The organism is Psychromonas saccharinae, assembly GCF_051201515.1.
GTDB lineage: Bacteria > Pseudomonadota > Gammaproteobacteria > Enterobacterales > Psychromonadaceae > Psychromonas.
In genome coordinates this window covers 146449-159981 of record NZ_CP195153.1, presented here as the reverse complement: position 1 = coordinate 159981, position 13533 = coordinate 146449, and the positions used below count along the sequence as shown (strand labels likewise).

Sequence of the window (13533 nt, the reverse complement as noted above, 5' to 3'; positions counted from 1 at the left end):
TAATTACTGTTCAATATACAAAAGTAGAATAACCTCTCAAATAAACCATAAGACACTCATTCAAATATCAATATTACGTTACTTGATCTGATAAAGATCTGGCTTTAGCTTTAACAGACTATTAAGCCAGATCTCACCAGTCGAAAAAATGTCACATAAAAGAATAAACAATAATAATGACTACATTTACACTTTAAAACGCCCGACTAAGCTGTCAAGGTGAACAGCCACAGTACTCATAGCCTCACTAGAAGACTCAATACTTGTAATTGTTTGCGCATTTTGTTCAGTACTGTCATTAATATTCACAACATGGATATTTATTTCTTTAATTACCGCAGATTGTTCTTCAGTCGCTGTAGCAATTTGTGCATTTAGATCGGAAATATGCATAACATTAGCAACAATCTCTTCTAAAGCATCATTAGTTGTTTTTGCTGCTTCGACACTTTTCTCCGCTTGTACACTACTTTGATGTACTGACTCAACTGCAACCGTTGCCCCATCTTGCAAATCAGAAATCATTTTACGTATCTCATCTGCTGACTCATTAGTCCGCTGTGCAAGACTACGAACTTCATCAGCAACGACCGCAAAACCTCGCCCATGCTCACCTGCTCTCGCCGCTTCTATAGCCGCATTTAAAGCCAACAAATTAGTTTGATCTGAAATCCCACTAATAACCTCTAATACTGAAGTAATATTACGTGCTTTATCGGCAAGCGACTCAATATTTGAAGAAACAGTTGTCATCTCTGCAGCCATTAAATTAATTGCAACCGTTGAATCACCAACAACGCTTTTTGCTTTACTAGCCATTTCAGTTGCATCGTTAGTCGTTTGTGCAGCAACATTAGCACTATTAGCGATCTCGGCAATAGTACTCCCCATTTCATTGATAGCAACAGAGACTTGATGTGTCTCATCTCGTTGTTTTTCTGATGTAGACTTAGAAAGCGAAGCTTCTTGGTGAACATTTTCAGCGGCCCTACGTACCTTTTCTGAAGTACTGGCAACATCTTGTACAACATGACGGATATTAGCCACAAAAGCATTAAACCCCATTGCAAGATTTCTGATTTCAGCTGCTTCATCCTCACTAACTCGACATGTTAAATCTCCTTCACCTTTGCCAAGTTCTTGAAAGGAAGTCGCCATTTCTTTAAGTGGTAAGACTAATTTACTCGACAATACTAGACTAACACCAGTAAATACTACTGTTACAATACCAAATAACATAAGCATATAATTATTTGACTCATCAAGACTCGCATACAGTTCTTTTTTAGGTATATCAGCGACAACATACCAACCGAGACTCTCAATATAGCTTGATGCTATCACTTTATCTTCAAGACTCTGAAAATCGAATTCTTGTTTAGAAAATAACGCTGAAAAATCAACATCAGGGTAAATTTCTTTAATATTTTTCTTATCTGTATATTTTCTATTTTGATGAACTTTAATAAGCCCCTTGGAATCAGCTAAAAAAACAAAGCCTGTTTTCTCCAACTTAAAAGAACGTAAAAAATTAGCGATATCCTCAAATGATTTTGATACGCCGGACGCACCTCGGCCATTTAATTGTTGAAAGTTAACAAATACATCAACGGTACCATTCGGATTAGTATAAGTACTTGCAGACTCTTTAACACCACTTGCTTTAAATCCATTAAACCAACTTTCAGCATCCAGTACTTTTAAAAAACCACCCTGATTCCAATATCGATTATTTTGTCGATCAATAAAAGAAGCATTACTAAGATCATTTTCTTCAACAATATTGGCTAAATATTCCGTTAATTTATCCTCTTCACCTTGATCCCCTCCATTAACAACCCAATCTAAAATAAACGGGTTATTAGCAATAGAGTTAGCCAATGCTTTCATCTGAGATATTTCAGCGCTGACCGATTCTTCTATGCGTTTAACGAGATTAGGTAACTCCGAAGTTTGGAGCCTTGATAGCAACATTTCTTGCGTCTTAGATTGAGCCACATAGGCAACAATACCAATAGAAGTAATAACAGTAACAAGTATTGCCATTGTTAATTTATTACGAATGGAAATTGAATTCATATATTTAGTACCTGATAAATTTTAAAAATTAAAGGGAAAAGATTTACTTATAAGCCTAGTAAACTTTAGATAGAAGTTATCGGCACCAACTACTAATAATTGAGTTATAGAGCCTCATTTATTTATAGTAAAAAATAATTGAAGTTTCTGGAAAATTAACGACAGTAGAATCGATAAAGGCATGAATAAATAATTAGATATTACCTCACATCAAATTAAATTTATAAAAAAAAATCCCCCTCGATAAAGTGTGTAACAGCAAGTATTTTTAATCGTTGTCTAGCATTAGACGTAGCATTGATTAGTACAGAAAAATCGTGTTCCATATAAACTCTTTTAACAGTGTTGTTATTAGATCATATATTTAACGGAATTGGTATTATAACGATATTGTTGAGCAGTGTTGTAGGGCTTGGAATTGCTTCTGCGAGGATACAAATGAAGTCATATCACTGTGTTACAGAGACTGGGTTAATCTGGAAACTTAATTAACGGAACTGGTATCATATCACTGTGTTACAGAGACTGGGTTAATCTGGAAACTTAATTAACGGAACTGGTATAATTAAAAAGCCATAATTTAGAGCCATTTGGTTTAATTCTAAGAGCTAAGCCATTGCCATCGTTAAGGTTGTATTCTTTATCTTTGGGCTTTGCTTGTTTGATCTGTGTAGCTGTCAGGGGGGTTGTTTTTGCCATATTGGTAACATCACCTTTAGTAACATTCGCATTGTTACTAACAGTGTTACTTAAAAGATAGGATTGTGCAAGACGTTAAAAAACGCTAAAAGACTGATCAAGAGGCTAACTTATTGAAAAAGTCTAGGTTTTATTAGGTTTTTGGACTTAAAAAGATATTCTAGGAAGAGGTCGTGGTGCTGATAGGCGGATTCGAACCGCCGACCTCACCCTTACCAAGGGTGCGCTCTACCAACTGAGCCATATCAGCAAAAGGGGATCTGACAATGACCTACTCTCACATGGGGAAACCCCACACTACCATCGGCGCAACTGCGTTTCACTTCTGAGTTCGGCATGGAGTCAGGTGGTACCACAGTGCTATTATTATCAGAAAAAATCGTTAAAAATTATTATAATTATTAATATAGAAAACCCCGACTCACTTGAATCGGGGTTTTAAATTAGGCGCTTGGCGATGCCCTACTCTCACATGGGGAAACCCCACACTACCATCGGCGCAACTGCGTTTCACTTCTGAGTTCGGCATGGAGTCAGGTGGGACCACAGCGCTAGTGTCGCCAAGCATAAAAAGTAATTAGAAAAGCTGTTTGATTCTTGTTCTTTTATTTATCTAATCTTTGCATTCGTAAAATACGCTTCGCAAGCTTATTTCTTAAGTTGTCTTGGTCTAACCAATGTACTTAGACATTGTATGGTTAAGCCTCACGGGTAATTAGTACAAGTTAGCTCAATACGTTACCGTACTTACACACCTTGCCTATCAACGTTGTAGTCTTCAACGGCCCTTTAGGGAGATTAAATCTCCAGTGAGAACTCATCTTGAGGCTCGCTTCCCGCTTAGATGCTTTCAGCGGTTATCGATTCCGAACGTAGCTACTGGGCAATGCCATTGGCATGACAACCCAAACACCAGCGGTTCGTCCACTCCGGTCCTCTCGTACTAGGAGCAGCTCCTCTCAATTCTCAAACGCCCACGGCAGATAGGGACCGAACTGTCTCACGACGTTCTAAACCCAGCTCGCGTACCACTTTAAATGGCGAACAGCCATACCCTTGGGACCGACTTCAGCCCCAGGATGTGATGAGCCGACATCGAGGTGCCAAACACCGCCGTCGATATGAACTCTTGGGCGGTATCAGCCTGTTATCCCCGGAGTACCTTTTATCCGTTGAGCGATGGCCCTTCCATTCAGAACCACCGGATCACTATGACCTACTTTCGTACCTGCTCGACGTGTCTGTCTCGCAGTTAAGCTGGCTTATACCATTGTACTAACCTCACGATGTCCGACCGTGATTAGCCAACCTTCGTACTCCTCCGTTACTCTTTGGGAGGAGACCGCCCCAGTCAAACTACCCACCAAACAGTGTCCCAAACCCCGATTCAGGGGCCATGGTTAGAACTCAAAACATACAAGGGTGGTATTTCAAGGTTGGCTCCACGTCATCTGGCGACAACGTTTCAAAGCCTCCCACCTATCCTACACATGTAGGCTCTAAGTTCACTGCTAAGCTGTAGTAAAGGTTCACGGGGTCTTTCCGTCTAGCCGCGGGTACACTGCATCTTCACAGCGATTTCAACTTCACTGAGTCTCGGGTGGAGACAGCATGGCCATCATTACGCCATTCGTGCAGGTCGGAACTTACCCGACAAGGAATTTCGCTACCTTAGGACCGTTATAGTTACGGCCGCCGTTTACCGGGGCTTCGATCAAGAGCTTCGACCTAAGTCTAACCCCATCAATTAACCTTCCGGCACCGGGCAGGCGTCACACCGTATACGTCATCTTGCGATTTTGCACAGTGCTGTGTTTTTAATAAACAGTTGCAGCCATCTGGTATCTTCGGCCGACAGGGGCTTAGAGAGCAAATCTCATCACCTCCATCGGCGTACCTTCTCCCGAAGTTACGGTACCATTTTGCCTAGTTCCTTCACCCGAGTTCTCTCAAGCGCCTTGGTATTCTCTACCTGACCACCTGTGTCGGTTTGGGGTACGATCCTTATATTTCTGAAGCTTAGAGACTTTTCCTGGAAGTATGGCATCAATGACTTCATCACCATAGTGACTCGACATCGTGTCTCAGCATATAGTGTTCCGGATTTACCTAAAACACCTGCCTACGCACTTGAACCTGGACAACCATCGCCAGGCCCACCTAGCCTTCTCCGTCCTCCCATCGCAAAATATAAGGGTACGGGAATATTAACCCGTTTCCCATCGACTACGCCTTTCGGCCTCGCCTTAGGGGTCGACTCACCCTGCCCCGATTAACGTTGGACAGGAACCCTTGGTCTTCCGGCGGGGAGGTTTTTCACCCCCCTATCGTTACTCATGTCAACATTCGCACTTCTGATACCTCCAGGATGGTTTGCACCTTTCCCTTCGACGGCTTACAGAACGCTCCTCTACCACGCGTATAAATACGCGTCCGCAGCTTCGGTGATATGTTTAGCCCCGTTAAATCTTCCGCGCAGACCGACTCGACCAGTGAGCTATTACGCTTTCTTTAAAGGATGGCTGCTTCTAAGCCAACCTCCTGGCTGTCTGAGCCTTTCCACATCGTTTCCCACTTAACATATACTTTGGGACCTTAGCTGGCGGTCTGGGTTGTTTCCCTTTCCACGACGGACGTTAGCACCCGCCGTGTGTCTCCCGTGATTGCACTTGTTGGTATTCGGAGTTTGCATGGGGTTGGTAAGTCGGGATGACCCCCTAGCCCAAACAGTGCTCTACCCCCAACAGTGATACACGAGGCGCTACCTAAATAGCTTTCGAGGAGAACCAGCTATCTCTTGGTTTGATTGGCCTTTCACCCCCAGCCACAAGTCATCCCCTAATTTTTCAACATTAGTGGGTTCGGTCCTCCAGTTGATGTTACTCAACCTTCAACCTGCTCATGGCTAGATCACCAAGTTTCGGGTCTAATCCCAGCAACTAATCGCCCAGTTAAGACTCGGTTTCCCTACGGCTACCCTATATGGTTAACCTTGCTACTGAAATTAAGTCGTTGACCCATTATACAAAAGGTACGCAGTCACGGAATAAATCCGCTCCTACTGCTTGTACGTACACGGTTTCAGGTTCTATTTCACTCCCCTCACAGGGGTTCTTTTCGCCTTTCCCTCACGGTACTGGTTCACTATCGGTCAATTAGGAGTATTTAGCCTTGGAGGATGGTCCCCCCATATTCAGTCAGAATTTCTCGTGCTCCGACCTACTCGATTTCACTTAGAAGAAGTTTTGGTGTACAGGACTATCACCTTGTACCGTTGCACTTTCCAGAGCATTCCACTAACTTTTACTAAGCTTAAGGGCTGACCCAATTTCGCTCGCCGCTACTTTCGGGATCTCGGTTGATTTCTTTTCCTAAGGGTACTTAGATGTTTCAGTTCCCCTCGTTCGCTTCGCTTAGCTATGTATTCACTAAGCGATGACACCGAAGTGCCGGGTTGCCCCATTCGGAGATTCCAGGATATAACGTTTGTTATCAACTCCCCTGGACTTATCGCAGATTACCACGTCCTTCATCGCCTCTAATTGCCTAGGCATCCACCGTGCACGCTTATTCACTTAACCATACAATATCTAAAGACATTGCATGTTGTTTCCAAGACGCTTGCGATTTCTCATATTTTACATATGAAAAACGCATTTGCGCTTTTCGTGCACCTAGAGTTAATTAAATTAACTCGTAGATACGTACGTTACTCAAAGTATCAATTTGAATAACATTTATTTTTGCTTGATTACAATTACTAAAACCTAAGTTTTAATAATTGAGAACAATTTCGTTTATACTTATCTACACATCACAATAAATTGTAATGTAGTTGATAAATAAGAACTTTATCAGCTTTCCTAATTGTTAAAGAGCAGACTTTTTCGTTAAAAAAAGCCTTAGATAAATGTGTTATTTATCTAAGGCTTCTATCCAAGTTGGGCACCGTTTCATTTCATTTAAAATGAAGTGGTGGAGCTATGCGGGATCGAACCGCAGACCTCCTGCGTGCAAGGCAGGCGCTCTCCCAGCTGAGCTATAGCCCCAACATGGTCTAGATAGATTATCTATTACCAATCCAAAAGATTGGTGGGTCTGAGTAGATTTGAACTACCGACCTCACCCTTATCAGGGGTGCGCTCTAACCAACTGAGCTACAGACCCAATTTAGGTCTATCTAAGTCTCTTTTACTTTCAATCAAACAATCTGTGTGGGCACTAATAGCCGTTTCGTTACGTAAGGAGGTGATCCAGCCCCAGGTTCCCCTAGGGCTACCTTGTTACGACTTCACCCCAGTCATGAACCACACCGTGGTCATCGCCATCCCCGAAAGGTTAAGCTAATGACTTCTGGTGCAGCCCACTCCCATGGTGTGACGGGCGGTGTGTACAAGGCCCGGGAACGTATTCACCGTGGCATTCTGATCCACGATTACTAGCGATTCCAACTTCACGGAGTCGAGTTGCAGACTCCGATCCGGACTACGACAAACTTTATGAGATTCGCATACCCTCGCAGGTTAGCAACCCTTTGTATTTGCCATTGTAGCACGTGTGTAGCCCATCCCGTAAGGGCCATGATGACTTGACGTCGTCCCCACCTTCCTCCGGTTTATCACCGGCAGTCTCCCTAGAGTTCCCACCATTACGTGCTGGCAACTAAGGATAAGGGTTGCGCTCGTTGCGGGACTTAACCCAACATTTCACAACACGAGCTGACGACAGCCATGCAGCACCTGTCTCAGAGTTCCCGAAGGCACTCTACTATCTCTAACAGATTCTCTGGATGTCAAGGGATGGTAAGGTTCTTCGCGTTGCATCGAATTAAACCACATGCTCCACCGCTTGTGCGGGCCCCCGTCAATTCATTTGAGTTTTAACCTTGCGGCCGTACTCCCCAGGCGGTCTATTTAATGCGTTAGCTTTGAAACCCACGGCATATAGCCACAAACTTCTAATAGACATCGTTTACTGCGTGGACTACCGGGGTATCTAATCCCGTTTGCTCCCCACGCCTTCGCGTCTCAGTGTCAGTTACTGTCCAGGTGGCCGCCTTCGCCACTGGTATTCCTTCAGATCTCTACGCATTTCACCGCTACACCTGAAATTCTACCACCCTCTACAAAACTCTAGTTAACCAGTTTCAAATGCAGTTCCAGGGTTGAGCCCTGGGCTTTCACATCTGACTTAATTAACCACCTACACGCGCTTTACGCCCAGTAATTCCGATTAACGCTCGCACCCTCCGTATTACCGCGGCTGCTGGCACGGAGTTAGCCGGTGCTTCTTCTGCGAGTAACGTCACAGATAGCAGTTATTAACTACTACCCTTTCCTCCTCGCTGAAAGTGCTTTACAACCCGAAAGCCTTCTTCACACACGCGGCATGGCTGCATCAGGGTTTCCCCCATTGTGCAATATTCCCCACTGCTGCCTCCCGTAGGAGTCTGGACCGTGTCTCAGTTCCAGTGTGGCTGGTCATCCTCTAAGACCAGCTAGGGATCGTCGCCTTGGTAAGCCATTACCTTACCAACTAGCTAATCCCACTTGGGCTAATCAATAGGCGTAAGGCCCGAAGGTCCCCTACTTTGCTCCGAAGAGATTATGCGGTATTAGCAGTCGTTTCCAACTGTTGTCCCCCACCTATTGGCATATACCCAAGCATTACTCACCCGTCCGCCACTCGTCATCAACTAGCAAGCTAGTTATGTTACCGTTCGACTTGCATGTGTTAAGCCTGCCGCCAGCGTTCAATCTGAGCCATGATCAAACTCTTCAATTTAAAGTTTAATTTGCAACCTAAGTTGCGACTCAATATTACTGACTAAAACTAAAGAACTTACGTTCTTTTGTTATTCTGAATTAATGAATTAATTCGTGTGTCACTGATATTGATTTTTTGTCCCGAAGGACTATTTTGAAATCGACTATCAATGCGCACACAGATTGTTTGATTAAATTGTTAAAGAGCGAGCCTTTCGGCTAGGCGGCGTATATTACGCGCCTTTCGAACAATGTCAAGGTCTTATATTTAATGTTTTATAAAAGATACTAAATCTTTTAAAACATGAAAAAAGCCTATCGGCAAACTTAATTTCAAATCGAAATTTGAACCGTTTGTGATGCTCTCAGTAACTGGTTTGACTTGCGTCGTTCCCGTTTCCGTGGATGCGCATTATAGAGATCCGTTACAGGTTGGCAAGCGTTTATTTCAATAAAAATGCGATATTTTTAAAATTAATTTTTACACCCAAATGACTAACAAGTTATCCACACAATTAGCTAACTTATCCACTATTTTATTATAATTGTGTAGCAATACTCTCTAAATCATTAAATACAGCGGTCGCTAGTTTTTCTCCTTCTGCGGTAATTGCTTTACCTGTTCTTACTAAATAGTTTGTTTTTACGCCTGCAGCTAGGCCTGCTTTTATATCAGAAACCTTATCGCCCACTAATATAGAACGACTCACATCAATATTTAACTCTTTAATTGCGCTTATTAGCATACCGGGTTTGGGTTTTCTGCAATCACAATCGACTTTATATTCACCAATTCCTTTTTCACTATGATGCGGACAATAATATATTCCATCTAAATCAACGCCACGGTCTGCTAATGACCAATCCATCCATTCTGTTAATGTATGGAATTGATCTTCAGTAAAGTAACCTCTTGCAATACCCGATTGGTTGGTGATCAGGACTAATAAGTAACCTTTTGCTTTTAGTGTTTTACAGGCTTCGATGACGCCTTCAATAAATTCAAAATCGTCAACTTCAGATACATAACCGTTGTCAACATTTACAACGCCATCTCTATCAAGAAAAACTGCACGTTTTCCATTACCTGTTGTCATATTGGTTCCTTTTCTATTTATAGGGTTTTAATTAATGCTATTATGCCATTCATCATTATCTGCTTCTATTTATAAAGAGTATTCTATGCATCGTTTATTGTTACTGAGCTGTTGTGGCTTATTTCTTAGTGCCTGCAGTAACTTTCAATCTACTTCTAATGTGGATAAACAAAATTTCGATGAATACTTTATCCCCTCCCAAGTGCCTATCTATGAAAAAAATGAACTACTAAAACTAGATTATGAAGTACTTGGCGCAGTTGAAGGCAGTAGTTGTCAAATCAAAGAAAATGATCTTCCTGCTGATATCAGAGAAGCACGCACTCAAGCGCGTATTAATGCAGCAGCTTTACATGCGAATGGAATATCCTTTCAATCATGTATTACTTTCGAACCCGATAGCGTCTGTTTAAGTAATATAATTTGCTACGGGCGTGCTTTAGATATTACGCCAACAAGTAAGGATTAAGCGCGTGTTTGATCCAATTGCCATTATTCATTCACCTTATAAAGAAAAATTTGCGGTTCCTCGTCAACCAGGATTAGTTCCCAATGCGAAAGCTGAACTCGAAATCTTATCACCTTATAATGATATTAATGCATTTTCAGGGTTAGATGCTTTTAGTCACTTATGGCTAGTTTTTGTTTTCCATAAAAATCGCCAACAAGAGAAATTTAGCCCTACTGTTCGTCCACCACGACTCGGTGGTAATAAACGTCTAGGCGTTTTTGCAACCCGCTCACCAAGCCGGCCGAATCCAATTGGTCTATCACTGGTTGAATTTCATGGTATTAAACAACAAAATGGCAAGATATTTCTCCAGTTAGGAAACATTGATCTTGTAGATGAAACACCTATTATCGATATTAAACCTTATATTCCCTATGCAGATTCAAAACCAGAAGCATTAGCAGGCTTTGCTCAATATAGTCCCGAAGCCCTCATGGAAGTTGAATTTTCCAAACAAGCCATACAGCAGTTATCGAAAACAAAACAATATTATCCCGATCTACAACAATTAATTATTGAAGTACTACAGCAAGACCCACGTCCTGCTTATAAAAAAGATAAACCAGATCCAAAAACTTATGCCGTTCATTTATCTGATTTTAATGTTTGCTGGAAAAATATCGGCATGATAACAACCGTTATTAGCATTGATACTATCGTTTAGTGAGGTAATAGCCAGTAAAACCACCAACAACCGCACCTAATAGATGACTTTCAAAAGAAATGTGAACCGATGTTGGAAACACGCCAATGATTAATCCACCATAAAAAAATAACGTTAGCAGAGAAATGATTAAGGGAATAATCTGTCGTTTAGCTAAACCATATACGACTAAATACCCCCAAAAAGCGTAGATAACACCACTCATTCCAATATGAACGCTATTACCGCGTGCAAACAGCCAGACTAATGTCCCAGTAGCTAATGTAAAAAACACAAAAAGTGACAAAAACCGTTTTGGTCCCTGTTCTCCCACTAACATGCCAAATACGACAAAGGGAATAAAATTACTCAATAAATGAGCCCAATTTTCATGTAGAAATGGCGAGAATAAAATGCCAGAAAGATGCGATGTAGCACGAGGAAGAATCCCCCATTGATTTAAATGCAGCGGTAAGACAGTATTTAAGATTAAAACGGTCGTGCATATCAGCATAATTATTAAGCTATATTTTCCTGCGCGTATATAACGTTTCATTCTTACCCCTCTAAATTTATCTAAAAACATACAAAATACCTGAAACTCACTTGAATATTCAATTATATTTTACAAATACAAGAACAAACCTTTAGTCCTATTAATTCCGCTGTTAAAATCACGGGACTTTCTATACTGATGTTATCTATTAAGGATATTTATGCGTACCACCAACTATTTACTTTCAACCCAAAAAGAAGCACCAAGTGATGCGGTTATTGTTAGCCACCAGCTAATGCTACGTGCAGGCATGATCCGCAAATTAGCATCAGGTTTGTATACTTGGTTGCCGTCAGGTTTACGTGTGCTTCGTAAAGTTGAAAAAGTCGTCCGTGAAGAAATGGAGCGAGCAGGCGCAGTTGAAGTATTAATGCCTGTTGTACAGCCAGCCGATCTTTGGATGGAAACAGGTCGTTGGGATAAATACGGCGGCGAATTATTACGTGTAAAAGATCGCCATGATCGTGATTTCGTCTTAGGTCCAACTCATGAAGAAGTTATTACTGAACTTGTTCGTAAAGAAGTAAATAGTTACAAACAACTACCACTTAACCTTTTCCAAATCCAAACCAAATTCCGTGATGAAACACGTCCTCGCTTTGGTGTTATGCGCTCTCGTGAATTTACCATGAAAGACGCTTACTCTTTCCATATGGAACAAGAAAGCCTTGAAAAAACCTATCAAGATATGTTTAACGCGTATTGCCGAATCTTTGAACGTTTAGGTCTTGAATATCGTCCTGTAATTGCAGATACCGGCAGCATTGGTGGTAATGCATCCCATGAATTTCATGTACTTGCCCAAAGTGGTGAAGATGCAATCGTATTTTCAAGCGAAGGTGATTATGCTGCGAATGTTGAAAAGGCAGAAGCACTCGCACCAACAGTTGAACTTGCCACGCCAACGGCAGAAATGGAACTAGTAGAGACACCCAATGCTAAAACCATTGATGAGCTAGTTGCACAACATGGCCTTGCTATCGAAAAAACAGTCAAAACATTAATTGTTAAAGCGTCCGATGAAATCGATGCTGATTTGGTTGCCCTGCTAATACGTGGCGATCATGAACTTAATGAAATTAAAGCAGAACATTTAAAAGAAGTTGCTTCTCCATTAGAATTTGCCCATGAAGCTGAAATCCGCGCACTGGTTAATGCAGGCCCCGGTTCTTTAGGTCCTGTAAAACTACCTATGCCTATTATTGTTGATCGTAGCGTTGCAGTAATGAGTGATTTTGGCGCAGGCGCTAACATTGACGGTAAACACTACTTCAATATTAACTGGCACCGCGATCTTGAGCTGGGACAAGTTGAAGATCTACGTAATGTAGTTGAAGGAGATCCAAGTCCTTGTGGTACGGGTACGCTTTCTATTGTTCGTGGTATTGAGGTTGGACATATTTTCCAACTAGGAGAAACGTACACTGAAGCAATGAATGCTGGCGTTTTAAACCAAAACGGTAAAAATCAAATTTTAAAAATGGGTTGTTACGGTATTGGTATTTCTCGAATTGTTGCGGCAGCCATTGAACAAAATAGCGATAAAAACGGTATTATTTGGAATGATGCACTGGCTCCATTCAATGTTGTTATCGTACCAATGAATATGAAAAAATCAAAACGCGTCGCTGAACTTGCTGAAAAATATTACGCTGAGCTTCAAGCGGCTGGTATTGATGTATTATTCGATGATCGTAAAGAACGCCCTGGTATTATGTTTGCCGATGCTGAATTGATTGGTATTCCGCATACACTGATCATTGGTGATCGTAGCCTTGATAACGGTGTTGTTGAATATAAAGATCGTAAAACCGGTGAAAAACAAGAAATTAAAGTCGATGAAATGATTGATTTTATTAAAGCGCAATTAGCTTAAATCAAGAAATTAACGATAAAATCAGCCTGTGTACTGGTTTTATCGTTTTGTATAATCACTTAATCTTGTTTTAATTGCTCAAGGTCTGCTTCAAGTTTCTTAATATAGGTTCCTTGAGAAGAAAGGTTAAAGCTATCTTCAACCCCTTGCCACTGTAATGTCTTATTTTCTTCTGTTAATACATCCACTTGGGTATATAAAAAAGCATTTAATCCCATAGAAACGAAAAATAGTAAGGCTATTACCAAAATAGCATCCAAATGCAGCGTGAACTTTTTCTTCATTAATTAAATTCCCTTCAAATATA

General features: G+C 41.4%; 7 protein-coding genes, 3 tRNA genes, 4 rRNA genes and 1 pseudogene. 3 read left to right on the top strand and 12 right to left on the bottom strand.

Annotated elements, in window-relative coordinates; genetic code table 11:
* Positions 1 to 186: 186 nt before the first annotated feature.
* The 10 genes and pseudogenes from ACR30L_RS00745 to gmhB form a co-directional block, all read right to left on the bottom strand.
* Positions 187 to 2079 (bottom strand): methyl-accepting chemotaxis protein, encoded by a 1893-nt coding sequence (locus ACR30L_RS00745; RefSeq protein WP_435236138.1) that lies wholly within the window; start codon positions 2077 to 2079, stop codon positions 187 to 189.
* 561 nt (positions 2080 to 2640) lie between these two features.
* A pseudogene (locus ACR30L_RS00740) lies at positions 2641 to 2778 on the bottom strand (integrase arm-type DNA-binding domain-containing protein); the annotation flags it as partial.
* Positions 2779 to 2952: 174 nt separating this feature from the next.
* Positions 2953 to 3028, bottom strand: a tRNA-Thr gene (locus ACR30L_RS00735).
* An 8-nt stretch (positions 3029 to 3036) separates the two neighbouring features.
* Positions 3037 to 3152 (bottom strand): 5S ribosomal RNA (gene rrf / locus ACR30L_RS00730).
* Positions 3153 to 3227: 75 nt separating this feature from the next.
* Positions 3228 to 3343 (bottom strand): 5S ribosomal RNA (gene rrf / locus ACR30L_RS00725).
* A gap of 129 nt (positions 3344 to 3472) precedes the next feature.
* Positions 3473 to 6359, bottom strand: a 23S ribosomal RNA gene (locus tag ACR30L_RS00720).
* Positions 6360 to 6751: 392 nt separating this feature from the next.
* Positions 6752 to 6827: transfer RNA gene (locus ACR30L_RS00715), tRNA-Ala, on the bottom strand.
* Between the two features lie 41 nt (positions 6828 to 6868).
* Positions 6869 to 6945: transfer RNA gene (locus ACR30L_RS00710), tRNA-Ile, on the bottom strand.
* Positions 6946 to 7019: 74 nt separating this feature from the next.
* Positions 7020 to 8562 (bottom strand): 16S ribosomal RNA (locus ACR30L_RS00705).
* Together the 16S, 23S and 5S rRNA genes with 3 tRNA genes alongside form the textbook arrangement of a ribosomal RNA operon.
* 520 nt (positions 8563 to 9082) lie before the next feature.
* The gene (gmhB, locus tag ACR30L_RS00700; RefSeq protein WP_435236137.1) at positions 9083 to 9640 is read right to left on the bottom strand and encodes a D-glycero-beta-D-manno-heptose 1,7-bisphosphate 7-phosphatase; all 558 of its coding nucleotides are present in this window, start codon (positions 9638 to 9640) and stop codon (positions 9083 to 9085) included.
* A gap of 85 nt (positions 9641 to 9725) precedes the next feature.
* Here gmhB and rcsF point away from each other — a divergent pair, with 85 nt between their 5' ends.
* Together rcsF and tsaA are read left to right on the top strand one after the other, a co-directional pair.
* Entirely contained in the window at positions 9726 to 10109 is a 384-nt protein-coding gene (rcsF, locus tag ACR30L_RS00695) for an Rcs stress response system protein RcsF (protein WP_435236136.1), read from the top strand.
* The gene (gene tsaA / locus ACR30L_RS00690; protein WP_435237857.1) at positions 10105 to 10815 is read left to right on the top strand and encodes a tRNA (N6-threonylcarbamoyladenosine(37)-N6)-methyltransferase TrmO; all 711 of its coding nucleotides are present in this window, start codon (positions 10105 to 10107) and stop codon (positions 10813 to 10815) included. Before rcsF ends, tsaA begins: the two co-directional genes overlap by 5 nt.
* Here the strand turns inward: tsaA and ACR30L_RS00685 are convergent.
* A complete protein-coding gene (locus ACR30L_RS00685; protein ID WP_435236135.1) occupies positions 10805 to 11350 on the bottom strand; it encodes a rhomboid family intramembrane serine protease in 546 nt (181 codons plus the stop codon). The two genes, tsaA and ACR30L_RS00685, sit on opposite strands and share 11 nt — an antisense overlap.
* Before the next feature lie 160 nt (positions 11351 to 11510).
* Between ACR30L_RS00685 and ACR30L_RS00680 the strand changes: the two genes are divergently transcribed.
* On the top strand, positions 11511 to 13226 hold the full coding sequence (locus ACR30L_RS00680) for a proline--tRNA ligase (RefSeq protein WP_435236134.1): 1716 nt from the start codon (positions 11511 to 11513) through the stop codon (positions 13224 to 13226).
* A 59-nt stretch (positions 13227 to 13285) separates the two neighbouring features.
* Here the strand turns inward: ACR30L_RS00680 and ACR30L_RS00675 are convergent, their stop codons facing one another.
* Positions 13286 to 13510, bottom strand: a complete 225-nt coding sequence (locus ACR30L_RS00675) for a hypothetical protein (protein WP_435236133.1) — start codon at positions 13508 to 13510, stop codon at positions 13286 to 13288.
* Positions 13511 to 13533: the final 23 nt, after the last annotated feature.

Bases quoted from the DNA above. Each gene is read 5' to 3' on its own strand.
- ACR30L_RS00685 (WP_435236135.1), bottom strand. From the start codon at position 11,350: ATGAAACGTTATATACGCGCAGGAAAATATAGCTTAATAATTATGCTG.
- ACR30L_RS00675 (WP_435236133.1), bottom strand. From the start codon at position 13,510: ATGAAGAAAAAGTTCACGCTGCATTTGGATGCTATTTTGGTAATAGCC.
- rcsF (WP_435236136.1), top strand. From the start codon at position 9,726: ATGCATCGTTTATTGTTACTGAGCTGTTGTGGCTTATTTCTTAGTGCC.
- ACR30L_RS00745 (WP_435236138.1), bottom strand. From the start codon at position 2,079: ATGAATTCAATTTCCATTCGTAATAAATTAACAATGGCAATACTTGTT.
- ACR30L_RS00680 (WP_435236134.1), top strand. From the start codon at position 11,511: ATGCGTACCACCAACTATTTACTTTCAACCCAAAAAGAAGCACCAAGT.
- gmhB (WP_435236137.1), bottom strand. From the start codon at position 9,640: ATGACAACAGGTAATGGAAAACGTGCAGTTTTTCTTGATAGAGATGGC.